Source organism: Pantoea sp. SGAir0430 (assembly GCF_043549295.1).
Genome location: NZ_CP039427.1, coordinates 1,775,615 through 1,798,911, shown reverse-complemented (window position 1 = coordinate 1,798,911; position 23,297 = coordinate 1,775,615). Strand labels below are relative to the sequence as shown.

At 58.1% G+C, this 23,297-nt stretch carries 20 protein-coding genes; 19 read left to right on the top strand and 1 reads right to left on the bottom strand.

The features are described from left to right. The first annotated feature begins 8 nt into the window (after nucleotides 1-8). From phrB to nei, 9 genes are all read left to right on the top strand, one after another. Nucleotides 9-1,436 (top strand): deoxyribodipyrimidine photo-lyase, encoded by a 1,428-nt coding sequence (gene phrB, locus E7738_RS08660; RefSeq protein WP_394516295.1) that lies wholly within the window; start codon nucleotides 9-11, stop codon nucleotides 1,434-1,436. 18 nt (nucleotides 1,437-1,454) lie between these two features. Beyond that, nucleotides 1,455-2,198, top strand: a complete 744-nt coding sequence (locus E7738_RS08655; RefSeq protein WP_021508550.1) for a type 2 GTP cyclohydrolase I — start codon at nucleotides 1,455-1,457, stop codon at nucleotides 2,196-2,198. A gap of 161 nt (nucleotides 2,199-2,359) precedes the next feature. After that, nucleotides 2,360-3,016: a 5-oxoprolinase subunit PxpB gene (gene pxpB, locus E7738_RS08650; protein WP_058757885.1), complete on the top strand. Its 657-nt coding sequence runs from the start codon at nucleotides 2,360-2,362 to the stop codon at nucleotides 3,014-3,016. Continuing rightward, nucleotides 3,010-3,948 (top strand): 5-oxoprolinase subunit PxpC, encoded by a 939-nt coding sequence (gene pxpC / locus E7738_RS08645; protein ID WP_058769445.1) that lies wholly within the window; start codon nucleotides 3,010-3,012, stop codon nucleotides 3,946-3,948. Before pxpB ends, pxpC begins: the two co-directional genes overlap by 7 nt. Then, the gene (gene pxpA / locus E7738_RS08640) at nucleotides 3,932-4,669 is read left to right on the top strand and encodes a 5-oxoprolinase subunit PxpA (RefSeq protein ID WP_125309979.1); all 738 of its coding nucleotides are present in this window, start codon (nucleotides 3,932-3,934) and stop codon (nucleotides 4,667-4,669) included. The genes pxpC and pxpA overlap by 17 nt, the downstream gene beginning before the upstream one ends. A 57-nt stretch (nucleotides 4,670-4,726) precedes the next feature. Next, a complete protein-coding gene (locus tag E7738_RS08635) occupies nucleotides 4,727-5,455 on the top strand; it encodes a DUF969 domain-containing protein (protein ID WP_021508546.1) in 729 nt (242 codons plus the stop codon). Next, nucleotides 5,455-6,471 carry a DUF979 domain-containing protein gene (locus E7738_RS08630; RefSeq protein ID WP_394516294.1) on the top strand — a complete coding sequence of 339 codons (1,017 nt, stop codon included), beginning with the start codon at nucleotides 5,455-5,457 and terminating at the stop codon, nucleotides 6,469-6,471. Before E7738_RS08635 ends, E7738_RS08630 begins: the two co-directional genes overlap by 1 nt. Before the next feature lie 7 nt (nucleotides 6,472-6,478). Further along, nucleotides 6,479-7,126: a pyroglutamyl-peptidase I gene (pcp, locus tag E7738_RS08625; RefSeq protein ID WP_394516293.1), complete on the top strand. Its 648-nt coding sequence runs from the start codon at nucleotides 6,479-6,481 to the stop codon at nucleotides 7,124-7,126. Nucleotides 7,127-7,138: 12 nt separating this feature from the next. Next, a complete protein-coding gene (gene nei, locus E7738_RS08620) occupies nucleotides 7,139-7,927 on the top strand; it encodes an endonuclease VIII (protein WP_058769449.1) in 789 nt (262 codons plus the stop codon). Between the two features lie 345 nt (nucleotides 7,928-8,272). On the opposite strand, the gene E7738_RS08615 is transcribed toward nei, so the two are convergent. Beyond that, complete coding sequence (locus E7738_RS08615; RefSeq protein WP_021508542.1) at nucleotides 8,273-9,556, bottom strand: citrate synthase; 1,284 nt, start codon at nucleotides 9,554-9,556, stop codon at nucleotides 8,273-8,275. Between the two features lie 755 nt (nucleotides 9,557-10,311). Between E7738_RS08615 and sdhC the strand changes: the two genes are divergently transcribed. The 10 genes from sdhC (at nucleotide 10,312) to cydB (ending at nucleotide 23,295) form a co-directional block, all read left to right on the top strand. After that, nucleotides 10,312-10,701 (top strand): succinate dehydrogenase cytochrome b556 subunit, encoded by a 390-nt coding sequence (gene sdhC / locus E7738_RS08610; protein WP_021508541.1) that lies wholly within the window; start codon nucleotides 10,312-10,314, stop codon nucleotides 10,699-10,701. Next, nucleotides 10,695-11,042 carry a succinate dehydrogenase membrane anchor subunit gene (sdhD, locus tag E7738_RS08605; RefSeq protein ID WP_021508540.1) on the top strand — a complete coding sequence of 116 codons (348 nt, stop codon included), beginning with the start codon at nucleotides 10,695-10,697 and terminating at the stop codon, nucleotides 11,040-11,042. The genes sdhC and sdhD overlap by 7 nt, the downstream gene beginning before the upstream one ends. Next, the gene (sdhA, locus tag E7738_RS08600) at nucleotides 11,043-12,809 is read left to right on the top strand and encodes a succinate dehydrogenase flavoprotein subunit (RefSeq protein WP_021508539.1); all 1,767 of its coding nucleotides are present in this window, start codon (nucleotides 11,043-11,045) and stop codon (nucleotides 12,807-12,809) included. A 14-nt stretch (nucleotides 12,810-12,823) separates the two neighbouring features. Then, entirely contained in the window at nucleotides 12,824-13,540 is a 717-nt protein-coding gene (locus tag E7738_RS08595; RefSeq protein WP_021508538.1) for a succinate dehydrogenase iron-sulfur subunit, read from the top strand. 206 nt (nucleotides 13,541-13,746) lie between these two features. Beyond that, nucleotides 13,747-16,554, top strand: coding sequence for a 2-oxoglutarate dehydrogenase E1 component (sucA, locus tag E7738_RS08590; RefSeq protein WP_021508537.1), 2,808 nt, complete (start codon nucleotides 13,747-13,749; stop codon nucleotides 16,552-16,554). A 15-nt stretch (nucleotides 16,555-16,569) separates the two neighbouring features. Further along, nucleotides 16,570-17,784, top strand: coding sequence for a 2-oxoglutarate dehydrogenase complex dihydrolipoyllysine-residue succinyltransferase (gene odhB / locus E7738_RS08585; RefSeq protein WP_021508536.1), 1,215 nt, complete (start codon nucleotides 16,570-16,572; stop codon nucleotides 17,782-17,784). Nucleotides 17,785-17,854: 70 nt separating this feature from the next. Next, nucleotides 17,855-19,021 (top strand): ADP-forming succinate--CoA ligase subunit beta, encoded by a 1,167-nt coding sequence (gene sucC, locus E7738_RS08580; protein ID WP_006118458.1) that lies wholly within the window; start codon nucleotides 17,855-17,857, stop codon nucleotides 19,019-19,021. After that, a complete protein-coding gene (gene sucD / locus E7738_RS08575) occupies nucleotides 19,021-19,896 on the top strand; it encodes a succinate--CoA ligase subunit alpha (RefSeq protein WP_021508535.1) in 876 nt (291 codons plus the stop codon). The genes sucC and sucD overlap by 1 nt, the downstream gene beginning before the upstream one ends. Nucleotides 19,897-20,572: 676 nt before the next feature. Then, nucleotides 20,573-22,144: a cytochrome ubiquinol oxidase subunit I gene (gene cydA, locus E7738_RS08570; protein ID WP_058757874.1), complete on the top strand. Its 1,572-nt coding sequence runs from the start codon at nucleotides 20,573-20,575 to the stop codon at nucleotides 22,142-22,144. Between the two features lie 11 nt (nucleotides 22,145-22,155). Further along, nucleotides 22,156-23,295: a cytochrome d ubiquinol oxidase subunit II gene (gene cydB / locus E7738_RS08565; RefSeq protein ID WP_021508533.1), complete on the top strand. Its 1,140-nt coding sequence runs from the start codon at nucleotides 22,156-22,158 to the stop codon at nucleotides 23,293-23,295. Nucleotides 23,296-23,297 lie beyond the last annotated feature (2 nt).

Sequence of the window (23,297 nt, the reverse complement as noted above, 5' to 3'; positions counted from 1 at the left end):
GGAGCGTTATGAGCACTCACTTAGTCTGGCTGCGTAACGATTTGCGCATGAATGATAACAGCGCACTGGCCGCGGCCTGCCGCGACAGTCAGGCCGAGGTGCTGGCGCTGTTCATCGCCACGCCCGGCCAGTGGCAGCAACACAGCATGGCCCCCAAACAGGCGGCTTTTATCCACCAAAATCTGTGCCTGCTGCAGCAGTCGCTGGCAGAACGCGGTATTAAGCTGCACTATCATCAGTGCGATGACTTCGCCGCGTCGGTCGACTATCTGGCGACCTTCTGCCAGCAGCACAAGGTGGATGCGCTGTTTTACAACTATCAGTATGAAATCAATGAGCGCCAGCGCGATGCTGCGGTTGAGAAGCAGCTCGATCAGCAGGGCGTAGTGTGCCAGGGATTCGATGACAGCCTGCTGTTACCGCCGGGCAGCGTACAGACCGGCAGCAACAGCATGTTCAAAGTGTTCACGCCGTTCAGCAAAGCGTTTATCCGGCGTCTGCAACAGGGGCTGCCAGAGTGCCATCACGCACCAAAAGCGCGCGCCGGGGCACCCGTGGCCGCCGGCAAGAAAATAGCGGCATTCGATTATCCTGTGGAAGAATTCGACGAAACCTGGTTCCCCGCCGGAGAAGAGGCGGCGCTGAAGCAGCTGCGCCAGTTTGCTCAGCAGCGGGTGGAAAAATATGACCAGCAGCGCGACATGCCGGCGATTGACGGCACCAGCCGCCTGTCGCCGTATCTGGCGATTGGTGTGCTGTCGCCGCGTCAGTGCCTGCATCGCATTCTGAAGGAGCATCCGCAGGCGCTGAACAACGGCAGCGGGCTGGTGTGGCTGAATGAACTGATCTGGCGCGAATTTTATCGTCACCTGATGGTGGCCTTTCCGGCGCTGTGTAAGCATCAGCCGTTTGTCGACTGGACGCGCAACGTCAGCTGGCAACAGAATGAGCAACACCTTACCGCCTGGCAGCAGGGCAAAACCGGTTATCCGATTGTTGACGCAGCGATGCGCCAGCTCAATACGCTGGGCTGGATGCACAACCGGTTACGCATGATTACCGCCAGCTTTCTGGTGAAAGATCTGCTGATTGACTGGCGCGAGGGTGAACGCTATTTCATGCAGCAGCTGATTGACGGCGATCTGGCGGCCAATAACGGTGGCTGGCAGTGGGCCGCGTCGACCGGCACCGATGCCGCGCCTTACTTCCGCATCTTCAACCCGACGACCCAGGGCGAGCGCTTTGATAAGCAGGGCGAGTTTATCCGCCGGTGGCTGCCGGAGCTGCAAGACGTGCCGGACAGCGCCATCCATCAGCCGCACGCCTGGGCGGAGAAAAATAACAAGAAACTCGATTATCCGGCGCCAATCGTGGAACATAAGGCGGCACGTAAAAAGACACTAGACGCCTTCGAGCGCGCGCGCAGCGCAGCCTGAGGCGGTCACGGAGCCGTTATGAACAATTTCGAGTTAGAACAGATCGTCAATCAGCAACTCAACACCAGTGCCTTCAGCGACTATGCGCCCAACGGTTTGCAGGTTGAGGGGCGTGAGCAGGTGCGCCGCGTAATCACCGGCGTGACGGCCTGTCAGGCGCTGCTGGATGAGGCGGTAAAACGCCAGGCCGATGCGATACTGGTGCATCATGGCTACTTCTGGAAGAGCGAAGCGCCGGTGATTAAAGGAATGAAACGCCAGCGTCTGCGCACGCTGCTGGCCAATGACATCAACCTGTACGGCTGGCACCTGCCGCTCGATGCTCACCCACAGCTCGGCAACAACGCCCAGCTGGCCACGCTGTTTGATATCGACGTCAAAGGTGAAATTCAGCCGCTGGTGCCCTGGGGAGAGCTGGCTGAGCCGCTAAGCGGTCCGGCGCTGGCGGAAAAGATCGCGGCGCGCCTCGGCCGCCAGCCGCTGCACTGCGGTGATAATGCTCCGGCGCTGATTCGCCGGGTGGCATGGTGCAGCGGTGGCGGCCAGGGCTTTATCGATGCGGCCGCCGCCTTTGGCGTTGACGCCTTTATCAGCGGTGAAGTCTCTGAGCAGACCATTCACAGCGCCCGTGAACAGGGACTGCATTTCTTTGCTGCCGGCCATCACGCCACCGAACGCGGCGGCATCAAAGCGCTCGGTGAGTGGCTCGCCAGCCAGCATGGTCTGGATGTGACTTTTATCGACATCGACAACCCCGCCTGACCGCCTCGCTTATGCGCCCGGAAAACACGCGCCGGGCGCAAATCAGTTGACACATCTCCTTCACTTTCGCATAACTTATTGACTTTTCGCATAAGCGAATGCCCTCAGGCGCGCCGTCACTGCGGTCACGGCGCGTTTTATTAATGACCGGGAGGTGGGTTTTGCAACGAGCACGTTGTTATCTGCTGGGTGAGCGGGCGGTGGTACTGGAGCTGGAACCGCCGGTTTCGCTCGTCAGCCAGCAGCGCATCTGGGGATTGTGCCAGCGGCTGCAGCAGAATGAGCAGATCGCGGAAGTAATTCCGGGCATGAATAACCTGACGCTGCTGCTGCGCGATCCGCAGCTGAAAGCGCTGGATGCAATTGAGCGTTTGCAGCGCTGGTGGGAAGAGAGCGAGGTGCTGCTGGCCGAGCCGCGTCAGGTTGAGATTCCGGTGGTGTATGGCGGCGCGGGCGGACCGGATCTGGCGGAGGTCGCCCGTGCGGCGGAGCTGACCTCGCAACAGGTGGTGGAGCTGCACAGCAGCGCGGATTACGTGGTCTATTTCATTGGCTTTCAGCCGGGTTTCCCTTATCTCGGTGGGCTTGATGAGCGGCTGCACACGCCGCGTCGCGCCGAGCCCCGGCTGGTGGTGCCTGGCGGTTCGGTGGGCATTGGCGGCAGCCAGACCGGCATCTATCCGCTGGCCGCGCCCGGTGGCTGGCAGCTGATTGGCCACACGCCGCTTAGCCTGTTCGATCCACAACAGCAGCCGCCGACGCTGCTGCGTCCCGGCGACAGCGTCCGCTTCGTGCCACAACGGGAGGGCGTATGTTAAACATTTTGCGTGCCGGATTAATGACCTCGGTGCAGGATCGCGGCCGCCACGGCTGGCGGCAATACGGCATCAGCCTGAGCGGCGCACTGGATGAGCCTTCAATGCGCACGGCCAATATGCTGGTCGGCAACGCGGAAAACAGCGCGGTGCTGGAAATTGTGCTCGGCCAGTTCAAAGCGGAGTTTCGTCGCGACGGCTGGTTTGCGCTGACCGGTGCCAGCTGCAGCGCCGAACTGGATGGCCAGCCGGTGTGGACTGGCTGGCGTCTGCCGGTGAAAAAAGGCCAGGTGCTGAGCCTGTCCATGCCCACGCGCGGTATGCGCAGCTATCTGGCGGTGAACGGCGGTTTCGCCATCGACGCCATGCTGGGCTCACACAGCACCGATCTCAAAGCGGCCTTTGGCGGCTGGCAGGGGCGTAAACTGCAGGATGGCGATCAGCTGCCGCTGGGCAAGCCGACGCGCCGCTTCAGCCATCAGGCTGGCGTCCGGCAGCTGCTGTGGGGCAACCGCATCCGCGCGCTGCCGGGGCCGGAGTACAACGAATTTACCCACGACGCGCAGGACGCATTCTGGCGTAACCCGTGGCAGCTCAGCCCGCAAAGTAACCGCATGGGCTACCGGCTGCAGGGCAGTCCGCTGCAGCGCAGTGTCACACGTGAACTGCTGTCGCATGGCCTGGTGCCGGGTGTGGTGCAGGTGCCGCCGAACGGCCAGCCGATTGTGCTGATGGCCGATGCGCAAACCACCGGCGGCTATCCGCGTATCGCCTGCGTCATCGAAGCCGATCTCTATCAGCTTGCGCAGATTCGTCTGGGAGAACCGATTCACTTCATCCGCTGCACGCTGGAGGAGGCGCTGCTGGCCAAACAGCAGCAGCAACGTTCGCTTGATCAGATAGCCTGGGGGCTTGCTCATGAAGATCGATCTTAACGCCGACCTCGGTGAAGGCAGTGCCAGCGATCGGGCCCTGCTGGAGCTGGTGAGCTCGGCCAACATCGCCTGCGGTTTCCATGCCGGCGATGCCGAAACCATGCTGCAGTCGGTGCGCTGGGCCAGCGCCAACGGCGTGGCGATTGGTGCGCATCCGAGCTTTCCCGACCGGGAAAATTTTGGCCGGACCGCCATGCAGCTGCCGCCGGAAACCGTGTACGCGCAGGTGATCTACCAGATTGGTGCCCTGAAAAGCCTCGCCGAAAGTGAAGGGGCGAAGTTGGTTCACGTGAAACCGCACGGCATGCTGTATAACCAGGCGGCGGCGGATGCAGCGCTGGCAGATGCGATTGCGCGCGCGGTGAAGGCCGTCGATCCGGCGCTGATTCTGGTTGGCCTGGCGGGCAGCGCTTCAATTGCCGCCGCCGCGTATCATGGTCTGCGTACGCGCGAAGAGGTGTTTGCTGACCGCGGCTATCTGGCCAGTGGCGCGCTGGTGCCGCGCAGCCAGCCGGGGGCGTTAATCGAAGAGGCTGAGCAGGCGCTGGCGCAGACGCTCACCATGGTGCAGCAGCGTCAGGTGCGCAGCGTCAGCGGCGAATGGGTGGCGGTGAATGCGCAGACGGTCTGTCTGCACGGCGATGGCGCCGATGCGCTGGAATTCGCCCGCACCCTGCGCGCCGCTTTTGCGACAAATCAGATTGCTGTCACCAGCGCCTGATCATTGACTGTTAGCCCGGCCTGTTGCCGGGCTTTTTATTTCTGACGAGGGGAAAACATGGATAACGTGGTCAATCTCTGGCCGTTACTTGGCATTGCCGCGATTGTGCTTGGCTTTGTGCTGCGCTTCAACCCGGTGCTGGTGGTGATTGTTGCCGGTTTTGTCACCGGGCTGGCGGCGCATATGCCGCTCGGCGATATTCTGGAGAAGCTCGGTTCCGGCTTTCTCAATACCCGTAATCTGCCGCTGATCCTGCTGTTACCGCTGGCGGTCATCGGATTGCTGGAGCGCCACGGTTTAAAAGAGCGTGCGCAGACGTGGATCGCCCGGATCAAAACCGCCACCGCCGGCCGTTTACTGATCGTCTATCTGTTCGTGCGTGAGCTGACTGCGGCGCTGGGGCTGACCAGCCTGGGCGGGCATCCGCAGATGGTGCGTCCGCTGCTGGCGCCGATGGCCGAAGGTGCCACTGAAAACCGTTACGGCAGCGTATCACCGGAGATTCGTCAGCGGCTGCGCGCCATGTCGGCGGCTACCGATAACGTCGGGCTGTTCTTCGGTGAAGACATTTTCGTGGCCTTCGGCGCGATCATTTTTATGCACAACTTTATGCAGGAGTCAGCGGGCATCAGCACCGAACCGTTGCACATCGCGCTGTGGGGCATTCCGACGGCGCTGTGTGCGTTCCTGATTCATGCTGCGCGACTGGTGCGGCTCGACCGTCAGCTGTCGCGTGAGCTGGGCGCGCTCAACCAGCAGGCGCTGCGCGCAAAAGGAGGTGAGTGATGTTTCAGCAACAGTATCTGATGTGGCTGGCCGGGGCGATCCTGCTGATTGTCGCGCTGCTGTCATGGCGCGATAGCGCCAACCCACGCCGTTTTACCACCGGTTTATTCTGGGCGCTGTACGGTCTGATTTTCCTGATTGGCGACGGTGCTTATCAACTGATGGGGCAGTGGGCCGGTGATGCGGAGCTGGGACGTCGTTGGTTGCATATTGCGGTGGGCGCGGCGGTGGTGATCATGGCGCTAATTGCCGGGTTCGGCGGCGTGCGCCTCGGTCGCTACCATCAGCGCAGCGATGAACAGAAGCAGCAGAGTGCGCAGCGTCTCGGCAATAAGCTGTTTATGCCGGCGCTGGCGATCCCGCTGGTGACGGTGATTGGCGTGCTGGCGTTCAATCATATTCCCGGTCTGCAGGAGAAGGTATTTGGCCCGGGCAATCATTCGACGCTGGTCACGCTGTTTTCGATGATGATTGGCTGCGTGCTGGGCTGGCTGATTGCGCTGAAGTTTACCCATGAGAAGCCGCTGCAGTCGATGCAGGAGACGCGGCGTTTGCTGGATGCGGTTGGCTGGGCGTTTATTTTGCCGCAGATTCTCGCCACGCTTGGCCTGCTGTTTACCAGCGCTGGCGTCGGCACGGCGATTTCACATCTGACCGAACACTATCTGGCGGTGGATAACCGGCTGATTGCGGTGGCGGTGTATGCGCTGGGCATGGCGCTGCTGACCATGGTGATGGGCAATGCGTTTGCGGCGTTCCCGATTGTCACCGCCGGCATCGGTATTCCGATTCTGGTGCTGCAGCACGGCGGTAATCCGGCGGTGATGGCAGCGATCGGCATGTTCTGCGGCTACTGCGGCACACTGATGACGCCGATGGCTGCCAACTTCAATATTGTTCCGGCGCGTTTACTGGAGCTGCCGGACCGTAACGCGGTGATCAAGGCTCAGGTGCCAACCGGTGTGCTACTGTTACTGGTAAATATTTTCCTGCTTTATTTCCTGATGTTCCTGTGAGGTTGCGATGAAAACGGTGTTAATGACGGCGTTCGAGCCGTTTGGCGGTGAGCGCATTAATCCGTCGTGGGAAGCGGTACGCAGCTTTGATGGTCGGGAGTTCGGCGACGCGCGGATTGTGGTGCGCCAGCTGCCGGTGGTATTCGCCCGCTGCGGCCAGGTGCTGACCGCTGCGCTGGAAGAGCTGCAACCGCACCGCGTGCTGTGCGTCGGCCAGGCTGGCGGGCGCAGCGATATCAGCGTAGAGCGCGTGGCGATTAATGTGAACGATGCGCGCATTCCGGATAACGACCAGCAGCAGCCGGTCGATCAGCCGATTGTCGCCGGGGGACCGGCGGCCTATTTCTCTACGCTGCCGATCAAAGCGATGGTCGCGGCACTGCGCGAAGTGGGGATTCCGGCTTCGGTGTCGCAAACCGCCGGGACGTTTACCTGCAATAACGTCATGTATCACCTGCTGCACTGGCTGCAGACCACAGGCAGCGCAGCACGCGGCGGTTTCGTGCATATCCCGTATATGCCGCAGCAGGCGGCGCAGCATCCTGGTGCACCGAGTATGTCGACCGCCAGTGTGATTCAGGCGCTGGAAACGTCGCTGCAGGTGATTCTCAGCACAGAGAAAGACATTCGCGAAGTGGGCGGCGCAACCCATTAATCAGGAGCGGTTATGCCAGAGGGACCGGAGATCCGCCGCGCGGCGGATCAACTTGCAGCGGCAATGGTGGGCAAGCCTCTGACCGAGGTGTGGTTTGCTTTTCCGGCGCTGAAGACCTACGAACCGGCGCTGATGGGGGAAACCATCGACGCCTTTGAAACGCGCGGCAAGGCACTGCTGACGCACTTCTCCAACGGGCTGACGCTGTACAGCCATAATCAGCTGTACGGTGTGTGGCGTGTGGTGCCGAGCGGGACTGAGCCCAATACTTCGCGCCAGCTGCGCGTGCGGCTGGGTAATGCCGACCGGGCAATTTTGCTGTATAGCGCTTCGGATATTGAGCTGCTGAACGCAGATACGCTCGGCGCGCATCCGTTTTTGCAACGCGTCGGACCGGACGTGCTGGACGCTACGCTGACGGTGGAAGAGGTGCGCGAGCGGCTGCTGTCGCCGCGTTTTCGTCGCCGCCAGTTCAGCGGTTTGTTGCTGGATCAGGCATTTCTCGCCGGGCTCGGCAACTATCTGCGCGTCGAGATTTTATGGCACGCCGGTTTGCTGGCGCAGCATCGTGCACAGGATTTGAGCGACCAGCAGCTGGATGCGTTGAGCCACGCCATGCTGGCGGTGCCGCGTTTGTCTTATCAGATGCGTGGCAGCATGAAGAAGTATCACGAAGAGGCAGCGTTTCGTTTCGAGGTGTTTCACCGTCAGGGCAAAAAGTGCCGGCGCTGCGGCACCGTCATTGAGAAAGGCGTACTGTCATCACGACCGTTTTACTGGTGTCCGGGCTGTCAGCATTGAGTTTTGGTCACTATTAGACGAGGCATGAGACAGGCCATCATCGTCTTGCGGCAAACTGCACCAGAGCTAATGCACTGACTGGCTGAGCCCCGGGGCAGGCAATCCGCAGCGCTGAACAGCATGAGGAAGTCAGGATGAGACCGCATGGATGCGGGCGAAAGCCGGAGCCGGGACAGGATGTCCCGTCGACGGCGGTCCGTCAGACTGACGAAGGATGTGAAGGTACCGCGTCAGCGGCGCGAGGACGCCTGAAACGGGGCTCAGCCAGGCAGGGCTCTGCACGATATAGCATGAACTTCTGTGGGATGCTAAAAAAGAAAAGGGCGGGATAACCCGCCCTGATTGTTATTTTTTCAGCGCCGAGCTGAATTCGCGCTCGGTGTAACCGGTGTAGAGCTGACGTGGGCGGGCAATCTTCATGCCTTCGTCGTGCATCTCTTTCCAGTGCGCAATCCAGCCAACGGTACGCGCCATCGCGAAGATCACGGTAAACATTGATGACGGAATGCCCATCGCTTTCAGAATGATGCCGGAATAGAAATCGACGTTCGGATAGAGTTTGCGCTCGATAAAGTACGGGTCGTTCAGCGCGATGTGCTCCAGCTCCATCGCCACTTCCAGCAGGTCGTCCTTCATGCCCAGCTCGTTCAGCACTTCATGACAGGTTTCACGCATCACGGTCGCGCGCGGGTCATAGTTCTTATACACACGGTGACCGAAGCCCATCAGACGGAACGAATCGTTCTTATCCTTGGCGCGACGCACGAATTCCGGGATGTGATCCACGGTGCTGATCTCTTCCAGCATACGCAGCGTGGCTTCGTTGGCACCACCGTGCGCAGGTCCCCACAGCGAGGCGATACCGGCGGCGATACAGGCAAACGGGTTGGCACCGGAAGAACCGGCGGTACGCACGGTAGAGGTTGATGCGTTCTGTTCGTGGTCAGCGTGCAGGATCAGGATACGGTCCATGGCGCGTTCCAGCACCGGGTTCACTTTGTACTCTTCACACGGCGTAGCAAACATCATGTGCAGGAAGTTACCGGCATAGGAGAGATCGTTACGCGGATACACAAACGGCTGGCCGATGGAGTATTTGTAACACATCGCGGCCATGGTCGGCATTTTTGACAGCAGGCGGAAGGCGGCGATTTCACGGTGACGTTCAATATTCACGTCTAATGAATCGTGATAGAAGGCGGCCAGCGCGCCGGTCACGCCGCACATCACCGCCATCGGGTGTGAATCACGACGGAAGCCGTGGAACAGGCGGGTGATCTGCTCGTGAATCATGGTGTGACGGGTTACGGTGGTGCGGAACTCGTCGTACTGCGCCTGTGTTGGGGCTTCGCCGTTCAGCAGGATGTAGCACACTTCCAGATAGTTTGAGTGGGTAGCCAGCTGATCGATAGGGAAACCGCGATGTAACAAAATCCCTTCATCACCATCAATAAAGGTAATTTTTGATTCGCAGGACGCCGTAGAGGTAAAACCGGGGTCGAAGGTGAACAGGCCTTTTGAGCCAAGGGCGCGGACATCAACAACATCCTGTCCCAGCGTGCCTTGCATCACATCCAGTTCCACGGAGTTGTTATCTTGTAGGGTTAGCGTCACTTTTTTATCTGTCATTTTTCGTCTCCATAGCGCCTTAGTAGGTAAGGATCTTAGACACCAGAACAGTCATCATGTTGCGTTTACCCGCCGTATTTTCGGGCCGCCGCTACACTGGCTGCGCGCGCGCAGTGCGGTCATTTACTTGCGTAAACGCCCATCATTTGCACGCTTACTGCCTTGTTGCAACCCGCACGACTTAGGCTAAAACAGAATCTTCACAGCATCACTCAGCGGTAACGTTTATGCTGCAAGGTTACGGAGCGAAATGTGTAAAGCCAATCGGTGGTGTCCGGGCATGACGCGCTGCACATCGTGGATGTTAAAGATCCTGTCACGACATAACTTCTTGGTAACCAATAACCTGACGGTTTGTGTTGCTCGTAAAGGCAATGTTACATAACTTGAGCTTAGGGGAAAGTGTATCCCCATAACTTTTATGCATCATAGGGTTTTAGTGCGTTCGTTTGTAACTGAAATGTTGATCTATTGTCAAATCAGATAATTAAAAATGTATAAATTGTGAAATACGTGAGGCGGATCACTGTTCAGCTTAAATGTGACCAAAGAGATTGTAGGGGAATTGTAATCAGAATGTGATCCTCCTATACTGCCGCCAGGTCTCCGGAATACCCTGACACCAGGAGCCACCCAGCGTTTTACCCGCTTCACTTAACACTGGATGTTGCTATTTTGGTGGCGGTTGCAGTCCGAACACGCACTGTGCTCTTCTGTAACTCAGGACCGGAGGAAGCAAAATAAAAAAGAGCTGTGTGGGCAAAACCGTGAAAAAACAAAGACCTGTTAACTTGGATCTCTCGACGATCCGGTTTCCCGTTACTGCAATATCGTCCATTCTCCACCGCGTCTCCGGCGTGATTACCTTTGTCGCTCTCGGAATTCTGCTCTGGTTACTGGGTCTCTCCCTCTCTTCTCCGGAAGGTTTCCAGCAAGCGGCATCCATCATGGATAGCTTCTTCGCCAAATTCATCATGTGGGGCATTCTGACCGCGCTGGCATATCACGCAGCAAGCGGCATTCGTCACATGCTGGCCGACTTCGGTTTTACGGCAGAAACCCTGCAGGTGGGAACCCGTACCGCGCAAGCGGTTTTTGTTATCACTGTCGTGCTCTCAATTCTGGCTGGAGTCCTCGTATGGTAAGCAATGCTTCTGCATTAGGACGCAACGGTATCCATGACTGGCTGTTACTGCGTGCTGCTGCAATCTTAATTACGCTCTACATTCTCTACATCCTCGGTTTTGTCGTGATGACCGGCACGCTGACGTATGACGTCTGGCGCGGCTTTTTCGCTTCCTCCTTTACCAAAGTGTTCACGTTGCTGACGCTGTTCTCGATTCTGGTCCATGGCTGGATTGGCATGTGGCAGGTCCTGACCGACTACGTGAAACCGCTGGCAACGCGTCTGGTGTTGCAACTGGTGATTGTGGTCGCGCTGTTGTCGTATGCAATTTATGGAACTGTTGTGGTGTGGGGTGTGTAAATGAGTTTGCCAGTCAGAGAATTTGATGCCGTGGTGATCGGCGCAGGTGGTGCGGGTATGCGCGCCGCGCTGCAAATCTCCCAGTCGGGCCAGAGCTGTGCTCTGTTATCCAAAGTGTTCCCAACCCGTTCCCACACCGTATCGGCGCAGGGCGGGATTACCGTGGCGCTGGGTAACTCCCACGAAGATAACTGGGAATGGCACATGTACGATACCGTCAAAGGCTCCGATTACATCGGTGACCAGGACGCGATCGAATATATGTGTAAAACCGGTCCGGAAGCGATTCTGGAGCTGGAGCACATGGGCCTGCCATTCTCCCGTCTTGATGACGGCCGCGTTTATCAGCGTCCGTTTGGTGGTCAGTCAAAAAACTTCGGTGGTGAGCAGGCGGCGCGTACCGCTGCTGCTGCCGACCGTACCGGCCACGCCCTGCTGCATACGCTGTATCAGCAGAACCTGAAAAACAAAACCACCATCTTCTCCGAGTGGTATGCACTGGATCTGGTGAAAAACGCTGACGGCGCGATCGTCGGCTGTACCGCCATCTGCATCGAAACCGGTGAAACTGTCTACTTCAAAGCCAAAGCCACTATCCTCGCGACCGGCGGTGCTGGCCGTATCTATCAGTCCACCACCAACGCCCACATCAACACCGGCGACGGCGTCGGCATGGCGCTGCGTGCCGGCGTGCCAATGCAGGATATGGAGATGTGGCAGTTCCACCCAACCGGCATCGCCGGGGCGGGTGTGCTGGTGACCGAAGGCTGCCGTGGTGAAGGTGGCTATCTGCTGAACAAGCATGGCGAGCGTTTCATGGAGCGCTACGCGCCAAACGCCAAAGATCTGGCGGGCCGTGATGTGGTGGCGCGTTCAATGATGGTGGAAATTCGTGAAGGTCGCGGCTGCGACGGCCCATGGGGTCCACACATCAAACTGAAACTCGACCATCTGGGCGCTGAAGTGCTGGAATCCCGTCTGCCGGGCATCCTCGAACTGTCGCGCACCTTTGCTCACGTCGACCCGATTAAAGAACCGATTCCGGTTATCCCGACCTGCCACTACATGATGGGCGGCGTGCCGACCCGCGTGACCGGTCAGGCGCTGCGCGTTAACGAGCAGGGCGAAGATGAAGTGATTCCGGGCCTGTTCGCAGTAGGCGAAATTGCCTGCGTATCGGTACACGGCGCAAACCGTCTTGGCGGCAACTCGCTGCTCGACCTGGTGGTATTTGGCCGTGCGGCCGGTGTTCATCTGATGGAGTGCATCGCTGAGCAGGGCGAACTGCGCGACGCCACCGAAGATGAAATCGACGCGGCGATGGCCCGCTTCAACCGCTGGGAAAACAACACCACCGGTGAAGACCCGGTTGAAATCCGCAAGGCGCTGCAGCGCTGCATGCAGAACAACTTCTCGGTATTCCGTGAAGGGGATGCGATGCGTGAAGGCCTGGCCGAGCTGAAAGAGATTCGTGAGCGCCTGAAAAACGCGCGTCTCGATGACCGTTCACCGGACTTCAATACCCAGCGTATCGAATGCCTTGAGCTGGATAACCTGATGGAAACCGCTTACGCCACCGCGGTAGCGGCTAACTTCCGCACCGAAAGCCGTGGCGCTCACAGCCGCTTCGACTACCCGGAGCGTGATGATGCCAACTGGCTGTGCCACAGCCTCTATGTTCCGCAAACGGAAAGCATGACGCGCCGTGAGGTGAACATGCAACCGAAACTGCGTGCGGCCTTCCCGCCGAAAGCGCGTACTTACTAATTGCGGAGATCATCATGAGACTCGAATTTTCTATCTATCGTTACAACCCGGAAGTCGATGACAAACCGCGCATGCAGGATTACACCCTCGAAGCGGAAGATGGTCGCGACATGATGCTGCTGGACGCGCTGATCCGTCTGAAAGAAAAGGATCCTACGCTGGCCTTCCGTCGCTCCTGCCGTGAAGGCGTGTGCGGCTCCGATGGCCTCAACATGAACGGTAAAAATGGCCTGGCGTGTATCACGCCGGTCTCCGCACTGGGCAATGGCAGCAAGAAGATTGTTATCCGTCCGCTGCCCGGTTTGCCGGTAATCCGCGACCTCGTGGTGGACATGGGACAATTCTATGCTCAGTATGAGAAGATTAAGCCTTTCCTGTTGAATAATGGGGAAAATCCGCCAGCGCGCGAGCATCTGCAAACGCCTGCGCAGCGTGAGCATCTGGACGGCCTGTACGAGTGTATTCTCTGTGCCTGCTGCTCCACATCGTGCCCGTCGTTCTGGTGGAATCCGGACAAGTTCATTGGTCCGGCCGGCCTGCTGGCGGCCTACCGCTTCCTGATTGACAGCCGCGACACCGAAACCGATGCGCGCCTCGACAATCTGAATGATGCTTTCAGTGTTTTCCGCTGTCACAGCATCATGAACTGTGTGAGCGTGTGCCCGAAAGGCTTAAACCCAACGCGCGCCATCGGCCATATTAAGTCGATGCTGCTGCAGCGCGGGGCGTAATAAACGGAAGTCACGGTCGGGAACTCAGGTTCCCGATCGTTTACGGAAGCCTCTATAAGCGCGGTACTGACCACGCTTATAAAGGTTCCCTTACGGGCCAGGCGCCGGTTGCGCACAGGTTCGTATCGCTGAACTCACTACGGCAAGCCGCGTAAGCGGCAACAAATGAAACCTCAAAAAAGCAGATTAATGCTTAAGGGATCACAATGCAGAACAGCGCGATGAAACCCTGGCTGGACTCCTCCTGGCTGGCCGGCGCGAACCAGTCCTACATAGAGCAACTCTATGAGGATTTCCTGACCGATCCTGACTCTGTTGATGAAGTGTGGCGCTCGATGTTCCAGCAGCTGCCGGGCACTGGCGTGAAACCTGAGCAGTTTCACTCCACGACGCGTGAATACTTCCGCCGCCTGGCGAAAGACGCCACCCGCTACACCTCCACAGTCACCGATCCGGCCGCTAATTCCAAACAGGTTAAAGTGCTGCAGCTGATTAATGCGTTCCGCTTCCGCGGCCATCAGCACGCTAATCTCGATCCGCTCGGCCTGTGGAAGCAGGAGCGCGTGGCGGATCTCGATCCGGCCTTCCACGATCTGACCGACGCCGATTTTCAGGAAAGCTTTAACGTAGGCTCTTTCGCCATTGGCAAAGAGACCATGAAGCTGGCCGATCTTTATGCCGCACTGCAGCAGACCTACTGTGGTTCGATTGGTGCAGAGTACATGCACATCAACAACACCGAAGAGAAGCGCTGGATTCAGCAGCGTCTGGAATCGGTAGTGGGCCATGCGTCATTCAGCGCGGACGAGAAAAAAGGTTTCCTGAAAGAGCTGACGGCGGCAGAGGGCCTGGAAAAATACCTCGGCGCGAAATTCCCGGGTGCCAAACGCTTCTCGCTGGAAGGCGGTGATGCGCTGGTACCGATGCTGCGCGAAATGATTCGCCACGCCGGCAAGAGCGGCACGCGTGAAGTGGTGCTGGGTATGGCGCACCGCGGCCGTCTCAACGTACTGATCAACGTGCTGGGTAAAAAACCGCAGGATCTGTTCGACGAGTTCTCCGGCAAGCACAAAGAGCACCTCGGTACCGGTGACGTGAAGTACCACATGGGCTTCTCGTCAGACGTGGAAACCGAAGGCGGCCTGGTACACCTGGCGCTGGCGTTCAACCCGTCGCATCTGGAAATTGTAAGCCCGGTAGTCATGGGCTCGGTGCGTGCGCGTCTGGATCGTCTGGCGGAGCCGGGCAGCAACAAAGTTCTGCCGATTACCATTCACGGTGACGCCGCGGTTATTGGCCAGGGCGTGGTGCAGGAAACCCTGAACATGTCGCAGGCTCGCGGTTACGAAGTGGGCGGCACCGTACGCATCGTGATTAACAACCAGGTGGGCTTCACCACCTCGAATCCGAAAGATGCGCGTTCTACCCCTTACTGCACCGACATCGGCAAAATGGTGCTGGCACCGATCTTCCACGTCAACGCGGACGATCCGGAAGCGGTAGCGTTTGTTACCCGTCTGGCGCTGGATTATCGCAACACCTTCAAACGCGATGTGTTCATCGACCTGGTGTGCTACCGCCGTCACGGCCATAACGAAGCCGACGAGCCAAGCGCAACCCAGCCGCTGATGTATCAGAAAATCAAAAAGCATCCGACGCCGCGCAAAATCTACGCCGATCAGCTGGAAAGCGAAGGCGTGGCCACGCAGGAAGATGCCACCGAGCTGGTAAACCTGTACCGCGATGCGCTGGATGAAGGCGAGTGCGTGGTGCCGGAATGGCGTCCAATGAGCCTGCACTCGTTCACCTGGTCTCCGTACCTCAACCACGAGTGGGATGAGAGCTACCCGGAAACCGTGGACATGAAACGTCTGCAGGAGCTGGCGCGCCGCATCAGCAGCATTCCGGAAGCGGTGGAAGTGCAGTCGCGCGTTGCCAAGATTTACAACGACCGCAAAGAGATGGCGGAAGGCAACAAGCTGTTCGACTGGGGCGGCGCGGAAAACCTTGCTTACGCCACGCTGGTGGACGAAGGCATTCCGGTGCGCCTGTCGGGTGAAGACTCCGGCCGCGGCACCTTCTTCCACCGTCACGCGGTGATTCACAACCAGCAAAACGGTTCGACTTACACCCCGCTGCACCATATCCATAACGGTCAGGGTCAGTTCAAGGTGTGGGATTCGGTGCTGTCGGAAGAAGCGGTTCTGGCGTTCGAATACGGTTACGCCACCGCCGAGCCGCGCGTGCTGACCATCTGGGAAGCGCAGTTCGGTGACTTTGCCAACGGCGCTCAGGTGGTGATCGATCAGTTCATCAGCTCCGGCGAGCAGAAATGGGGCCGCATGTGTGGTCTGGTGATGCTGCTGCCACACGGCTACGAAGGGCAGGGTCCGGAGCACTCCTCCGCGCGCCTTGAGCGCTATCTGCAGCTGTGTGCTGAGCAGAACATGCAGGTCTGCGTGCCATCAACGCCAGCGCAGGTCTACCACATGCTGCGTCGTCAGGCGCTGCGCGGTATGCGCCGTCCGCTGATCGTGATGTCGCCGAAGTCGCTGCTGCGTCATCCGCTGGCGGTATCCAGCCTTGATGAGCTGGCCAACGGCAGCTTCCAGCCGGCGATTGGTGAGATCGACGACCTCGATCCGCAGCAGGTGAAACGCGTAGTGCTGTGCTCCGGTAAAGTTTATTACGATCTGCTGGAGCAGCGTCGTAAGAACGAGCAGACCGATGTCGCCATCGTGCGTATCGAACAGCTCTATCCGTTCCCGCACAAAGCGGTGCAGGAAGCGCTGAAGAATTACGCCCATGTTCAGGATTTCGTCTGGTGTCAGGAAGAGCCACTGAACCAGGGCGCATGGTATTGCAGTCAGCATCATTTCCGCGAAGTGGTTCCATTTGGTGCGTCACTGCGTTACGCAGGCCGTCCGGCTTCTGCTTCACCGGCCGTGGGCTATATGTCCGTTCATCAACAACAGCAGCAAGACCTGGTCAATGACGCGCTGAACCTTGGTTAATTAAAAGGAAAGAAAATGAGTAGCGTAGAAATTCTCGTTCCCGATTTGCCTGAATCCGTAGCGGACGCCACGGTAGCCACCTGGCATAAAAAACCCGGCGACTCTGTGACCCGCGACGAAGTGCTGGTCGAGATCGAAACTGACAAAGTGGTACTGGAAGTGCCTGCCGCCGCTGACGGTGTGCTGGAAGCGGTGCTGGAAGACGAAGGCGCCACCGTAACATCGCGCCAGATTCTGGGCCGTCTGAAGGAAGGTAACAGCGGCGGGAAAGAGACCACGGCGAAAGTGGAAAGCAAGGAGTCTACGCCTGCACAGCGTCAGACTGCATCTCTGGAAGAAGAGAGCAATGACGCGCTCAGCCCGGCCGTGCGCCGCCTGATTGCGGAAAACAACCTCGACGCCAGCCAGATTAAAGGCACCGGTGTTGGCGGCCGTCTGACGCGCGAAGATGTGGAAAAACATCTGGCGAAGAAAGCCGACGGCGCGAAAGCGGCACCGGCAGCCGATGCGGCTCCGCAGGCGGTCGCCAACCGCAGCGAGAAGCGCGTGCCAATGACCCGTCTGCGCAAGCGCGTGGCCGAGCGTCTGCTGGAAGCGAAAAACAGCACCGCAATGCTGACCACCTTCAATGAAGTCAACATGAAGCCGATCATGGATCTGCGCAAGCAGTACGGCGATGCCTTCGAGAAACGTCACGGCGTGCGTCTGGGCTTTATGTCCTTCTACATCAAAGCGGTGGTCGAAGCGCTGAAACGCTTCCCGGAAGTCAACGCGTCGATCGACGGCGACGATGTTGTGTACCACAACTATTTCGATGTCAGCATCGCGGTCTCAACGCCGCGTGGTTTGGTGACGCCAGTGCTGAAAGATGTTGATGCGCTGAGCATGGCCGATATCGAGAAGAAAATTAAAGAGCTGGCGGTGAAAGGCCGTGACGGCAAGCTGACGGTGGAAGAACTGACCGGCGGTAACTTCACCATCACCAACGGTGGTGTGTTCGGTTCGCTGATGTCTACGCCGATCATCAACCCGCCGCAGAGCGCGATTCTGGGGATGCACGCCATTAAAGATCGCCCGATGGCGGTGAATGGTCAGGTGGTGGTGCTGCCAATGATGTATCTGGCGCTCTCCTACGATCACCGTCTGATCGATGGTCGTGAATCTGTCGGCTATCTGGTCGCGGTGAAAGAGCTGCTGGAAGATCCGGCGCGTCTGCTGCTGGATGTCTGATTTTCGCCGGGCGCGCTGGCACGAGGCGCGCCCGAATTAACCCTGTTTAGATCTGAATGGATAGAACATCATGAACTTACACGAATACCAGGCGAAGCAGCTGTTTGCACGGTATGGTATGCCAGCACCGACTGGCTACGCCTGCACCACGCCACGTGAAGCCGAAGAAGCCGCCTCGAAAATTGGCGCGGGTCCGTGGGTGGTGAAATGTCAGGTTCATGCCGGTGGCCGCGGTAAAGCGGGCGGTGTGAAGGTGGTTAACAGTAAAGAAGACATTCGTGCTTTCGCTGAAAACTGGCTGGGCAAACGTCTGGTGACCTACCAGACTGACGCCAATGGCCAGCCGGTAAACCAGATCCTGGTTGAAGCGGCGACCGACATCGACCAGGAGCTGTATCTGGGTGCGGTGGTTGACCGTGCTACCCGTCGCGTGATCTTCATGGCGTCAACCGAAGGCGGCGTGGAAATCGAGAAAGTAGCGGAAGAAACGCCGCACCTGATCCACAAAATGGCGCTGGATCCGCTGACCGGCCCGCAGCCATACCAGGGCCGCGAGCTGGCATTCAAACTGGGCCTGACCGGTAAGCAAGTCAGCCAGTTCACCAAAATCTTCATGGGTCTGGCGACCATGTTCCTGGAGCGCGACCTGGCGATGGTTGAGATCAACCCGCTGGTGATCACCAAACAGGGCGACCTGATCTGTCTGGATGGCAAACTGGGTGCCGATGGCAATGCCCTGTTCCGTCAGCCAGAGCTGCGTGAAATGCGCGACCCAAGCCAGGAAGATCCCCGTGAAGCCCACGCGACGCAGTGGGAACTGAACTACGTAGCGCTGGAAGGCAACATTGGCTGTATGGTCAACGGCGCTGGTCTGGCGATGGGCACCATGGACATCGTGAAACACCACGGTGGTCAGCCTGCAAACTTCCTTGATGTTGGCGGCGGCGCAACCAAAGAGCGCGTTACCGAAGCCTTCAAAATCATCCTGTCTGACGATGCTGTGAAAGCGGTATTCGTTAACATCTTCGGCGGCATCGTGCGCTGCGACCTGATCGCAGACGGCATCATCGGTGCTGTGGCTGAAGTGGGTGTCAACGTACCGGTTGTGGTACGTCTGGAAGGTAACAACGCCGAGCTGGGCGCGAAGAAACTGGCGGACAGCGGTCTTAACATCATTGCAGCAACCAGCCTGACAGACGCAGCACAGCGTGTTGTCGCTGCTGCGGAGGGTAAATAATGTCCATTCTGATCGACAAAAACACCAAAGTCATTTGCCAGGGTTTCACCGGTGGCCAGGGAACGTTCCACTCTGAGCAGGCGCTGGCCTATGGTACGCAGCTGGTTGGCGGTGTGACGCCAGGTAAAGGCGGCACCACCCATCTCGGTCTGCCGGTGTTTAACACCGTGCGTGAAGCAGTAGAAGCCACGGGTGCCACCGCTACCGTGATCTACGTGCCGGCACCGTTCTGCAAAGACGGTATCCTGGAAGCGATCGACGCGGGCATCAAACTGATCATCACCATCACCGAAGGTATCCCGACGCTGGATATGCTGACGGTAAAAGTGAAGCTGGACGAAGCAGGCGTGCGCATGATCGGCCCGAACTGCCCGGGTGTGATCACCCCAGGCGAATGTAAGATCGGTATCATGCCGGGCCACATTCACCAGCCAGGCCGCGTCGGTATCGTGTCACGTTCCGGTACGCTGACCTATGAAGCGGTTAAGCAGACCACCGACATCGGCTACGGCCAGTCCACCTGTGTGGGCATCGGCGGTGACCCGATCCCAGGCTCCAACTTCATCGACATCCTGAAAATGTTCCAGGACGATCCGCAGACCGAAGCGATCGTGATGATCGGTGAGATCGGCGGCAGCGCTGAAGAAGAGGCCGCGGCGTTCATCAAAGAGCACGTGACCAAGCCTGTCGTCGGCTACATCGCCGGCGTAACGGCGCCGAAGGGCAAGCGTATGGGCCACGCCGGCGCCATCATTGCCGGTGGTAAAGGCACCGCCGATGAGAAATTTGCTGCGCTGGAAGCGGCCGGTGTGAAAACCGTTCGCAGCCTGGCCGATATCGGCGACGCGGTGAAAGCGGTACTGCCAGCGAAATAAGATTTTGCTGCTGAAAGAACAAAGCCACCTGCGGGTGGCTTTTTTTATGGCTGTAATGCGCGGCCATTAGCCGTCCTCGCACATTTGCAGTAAAAACGTAACGGCAACATTTTCTGCGGCTATGCTTACTTTGTCGTTGAGTAAAGAAGGGCAAAGAGGCGTGCTTTTTCCCGTCAGCGTCCAGGCGTCTGGCTGGCAAAGAGGTTAAATAATTACGGGAAAGGTAATTGTTTTCTTAATTGCGCTATCGATTTATGACAACTAATTAACAACAACTCTAACACTACATATCTGGAAAATTATTGTCTTAATCCAGATCAATAAAAGGCGATATATAGCAAACTTTACCGCTGGCTAAAAGCAACCCAACCGGTATAAATTGCGCTGCATCAATTCAGTCTTTTTCATCATTTTTCAGGAGTTTGTGCCAGGCGTTGTCATATCAATTCTGTCGCCTCCTCATCTTACTCCTGCTCGAAACAGGCTGAAGCGATCGGTTTTTCGGGGAATTTTCACCACTGTTACTCGCTCACTTCGGGCCGCAGTACGCATTGTGCTGTCGGTAACAAAACTGGAATCAATAATCAGTCGTTCCTGACCTTATTCTGCATCGCACTGCCCGCTGTTTGTGGTTGTTATTCGCAGGATGAGTTCATGCGAGGAGCAAGGAGTCATCATGTTAGATATTGTCGAGCTGTCGCGTTTACAGTTTGCCCTGACGGCGATGTACCATTTCCTGTTCGTGCCCTTAACGCTCGGTATGGCGTTTTTACTGGCGATCATGGAAACGGTCTATGTCCTGTCGGGAAAACAGATTTATAAAGATATGACCAAATTCTGGGGCAAGTTGTTTGGTATCAACTTTGCGCTGGGTGTGGCCACCGGCCTGACCATGGAATTTCAGTTCGGTACCAACTGGTCTTATTACTCCCACTACGTCGGCGATATCTTCGGTGCGCCGCTGGCCATCGAAGGCCTGATGGCGTTCTTCCTTGAATCCACCTTTGTCGGCCTGTTCTTCTTCGGCTGGGATCGCCTCGGTAAAGTGCAGCACCTGGCGGTGACCTGGCTGGTGGCACTCGGCTCGAACATGTCCGCGCTGTGGATCCTGGTGGCGAACGGCTGGATGCAGAACCCGATCGCCTCCGAATTCAATTTCGAAACCATGCGTATGGAGATGGTGAGCTTCTCCGAGCTGGTGCTGAACCCGGTGGCGCAGGTGAAATTTGTGCATACCGTGGCCGCGGGTTACACCACCGGTGCGATGTTCATTCTGGGCATCAGCGCCTGGTATCTGCTGAAAGGGCGCGACATCGCGTTTGCCAAACGCTCCTTTGCGATCGCTGCCAGCTTCGGTATGGCTGCTGTGCTGTCGGTCATCGTGCTGGGTGACGAATCCGGCTATGAAATGGGCGACGTGCAGAAAACCAAGCTGGCCGCCATCGAAGCCGAATGGGAAACCCAGCCGGCGCCGGCGGCCTTTACGCTGTTTGGCGTGCCGGATCAGGCGACGCAGGAGAACAAGTACGCCATCCAGATCCCGTATCTGCTCGGTTTGATTGCTACGCGTTCCGTCGATACGCCGGTCACCGGCCTGAAAGATCTGCTGGCGCAGCATGAAGTGCGCATCCGCAACGGTATGAAAGCCTATGCGCTGCTGAACGAGTTGCGTGCCGGCAGTAAAGATCCGGCGGTGCGCAGTGAGTTTGAGACGCATAAACAGGATCTTGGCTACGGTCTGCTGCTCAAGCGTTATACCCCGGACGTGGCGAACGCTACGGAAGCGCAAATCCAGCAGGCAACGCAGGATTCGATTCCGCGCGTGGCGCCGCTCTATTTCGCCTTCCGCATCATGGTGCTGTGTGGCGTGCTGTTGCTGGGCATCATTGCGCTGTCGTTCTGGAGCGTGATTCGTAACCGCATCGGTAAGAATCGCTGGCTGCTGAAAGCGGCGCTGTACGGTATTCCACTGCCGTGGATTGCCGTCGAAGCTGGCTGGTTTGTCGCTGAATATGGCCGTCAGCCGTGGGCGATTGGTGAGGTGCTGCCAACCGCCGTGGCCAACTCGTCGCTGACCGTCGGCGATCTGCTGTTCTCGATGATCCTGATCTGCGGCCTGTATACCGTGTTCCTGGTGGCGGAGATGTATCTGATGTTCAAATTTGCCCGCCTTGGTCCAAGCAGCCTGAAAACCGGCCGCTATCACCATGAAACAGTGCAGGCTGTGACTCAACCGGCGCGCGGATAAGGAGAGCGACCATGTTTGACTATGAAGTGTTGCGTTTTGTCTGGTGGCTGCTGATTGGCATTCTGCTGATCGGTTTTGCCGTCACCGACGGCTTCGATATGGGCGTGGGAATGCTGACCCGCATCCTCGGTCGCACCGATACCGAGCGTCGCATCATGATTAACAGCATCGCGCCGCACTGGGACGGTAACCAGGTCTGGCTGATCACTGCCGGCGGGGCGCTGTTCGCCGCCTGGCCAATGGTCTATGCCGCCGCGTTCTCCGGTTTTTACGTGGCGATGATTCTGGTGCTGGCCTCGCTGTTCTTCCGTCCGGTCGGCTTTGATTACCGGTCGAAGATTGAAGATATGCGCTGGCGCGGTGCCTGGGACTGGGGCATCTTCATTGGCAGTTTTGTGCCGCCGCTGGTGATTGGCGTGGCGTTCGGTAACCTGCTGCAGGGCGTGCCGTTCCATGCTGATGAGTACCTGCGCCTGTTCTACACCGGTAATTTCTTCCAGCTGCTTAATCCGTTTGGCCTGCTGGCTGGGGTGATCAGCGTCGCGATGATTCTGGCCCAGGGCGCGACTTACCTGCAGATGCGCACCAGCGGCGAACTGCACCTGCGTTCCCGCACCGCGGCGCAAATCAGCGCGCTGGTGATGCTGGTAGGCTTTGTACTGGCCGGCGTGTGGGTGAAGTACGGCATTGATGGCTATGTGCTGAAAAGCGCAATCGATCACCACGCGGCGTCTAACCCGCTGGGTAAAGACGTGGTGCGTGAAGCCGGGGCCTGGCTGGTCAATTTTGAACAGATGCCGGTGCTGTGGCTGTTCCCGCTGCTCGGCGCGCTGCTGCCGCTGCTGACGATCCTGTGTTCGCGCATGGAGAAGGGCGCATGGGCGTTTATCTTCTCTTCGCTGACGCTGGCGTGCGTCATTATGACGGCGGGCATTGCGCTGTTCCCGTTCATCATGCCATCCAGTACCGTGCCAGGCACCAGTCTGACCATGTGGGACGCGACCTCCAGCCTGCTGACGCTGCAGATCATGACCGTGGCCGCCATCATCTTTGTGCCGATTATTCTGGCTTACACCAGCTGGTGTTACTACAAGATGTATGGCCGCATCACCAAAGAACACATTGAGCGCAATACGCACTCCCTGTACTGATT

What these genes read in the sequence shown, in the direction of transcription:
- sucD (WP_021508535.1), top strand. Translation starts at nt 19,021, where the DNA reads ATGTCCATTCTGATCGACAAAAACACCAAAGTCATTTGCCAGGGTTTC.
- sucA (WP_021508537.1), top strand. Translation starts at nt 13,747, where the DNA reads ATGCAGAACAGCGCGATGAAACCCTGGCTGGACTCCTCCTGGCTGGCC.
- odhB (WP_021508536.1), top strand. Translation starts at nt 16,570, where the DNA reads ATGAGTAGCGTAGAAATTCTCGTTCCCGATTTGCCTGAATCCGTAGCG.
- sdhD (WP_021508540.1), top strand. Translation starts at nt 10,695, where the DNA reads ATGGTAAGCAATGCTTCTGCATTAGGACGCAACGGTATCCATGACTGG.
- cydB (WP_021508533.1), top strand. Translation starts at nt 22,156, where the DNA reads ATGTTTGACTATGAAGTGTTGCGTTTTGTCTGGTGGCTGCTGATTGGC.
- sucC (WP_006118458.1), top strand. Translation starts at nt 17,855, where the DNA reads ATGAACTTACACGAATACCAGGCGAAGCAGCTGTTTGCACGGTATGGT.
- phrB (WP_394516295.1), top strand. Translation starts at nt 9, where the DNA reads ATGAGCACTCACTTAGTCTGGCTGCGTAACGATTTGCGCATGAATGAT.
- E7738_RS08655 (WP_021508550.1), top strand. Translation starts at nt 1,455, where the DNA reads ATGAACAATTTCGAGTTAGAACAGATCGTCAATCAGCAACTCAACACC.
- pcp (WP_394516293.1), top strand. Translation starts at nt 6,479, where the DNA reads ATGAAAACGGTGTTAATGACGGCGTTCGAGCCGTTTGGCGGTGAGCGC.
- sdhA (WP_021508539.1), top strand. Translation starts at nt 11,043, where the DNA reads ATGAGTTTGCCAGTCAGAGAATTTGATGCCGTGGTGATCGGCGCAGGT.
- cydA (WP_058757874.1), top strand. Translation starts at nt 20,573, where the DNA reads ATGTTAGATATTGTCGAGCTGTCGCGTTTACAGTTTGCCCTGACGGCG.
- E7738_RS08615 (WP_021508542.1), bottom strand. Translation starts at nt 9,556, where the DNA reads ATGACAGATAAAAAAGTGACGCTAACCCTACAAGATAACAACTCCGTG.
- pxpA (WP_125309979.1), top strand. Translation starts at nt 3,932, where the DNA reads ATGAAGATCGATCTTAACGCCGACCTCGGTGAAGGCAGTGCCAGCGAT.
- E7738_RS08595 (WP_021508538.1), top strand. Translation starts at nt 12,824, where the DNA reads ATGAGACTCGAATTTTCTATCTATCGTTACAACCCGGAAGTCGATGAC.
- nei (WP_058769449.1), top strand. Translation starts at nt 7,139, where the DNA reads ATGCCAGAGGGACCGGAGATCCGCCGCGCGGCGGATCAACTTGCAGCG.
- E7738_RS08630 (WP_394516294.1), top strand. Translation starts at nt 5,455, where the DNA reads ATGTTTCAGCAACAGTATCTGATGTGGCTGGCCGGGGCGATCCTGCTG.
- E7738_RS08635 (WP_021508546.1), top strand. Translation starts at nt 4,727, where the DNA reads ATGGATAACGTGGTCAATCTCTGGCCGTTACTTGGCATTGCCGCGATT.
- pxpC (WP_058769445.1), top strand. Translation starts at nt 3,010, where the DNA reads ATGTTAAACATTTTGCGTGCCGGATTAATGACCTCGGTGCAGGATCGC.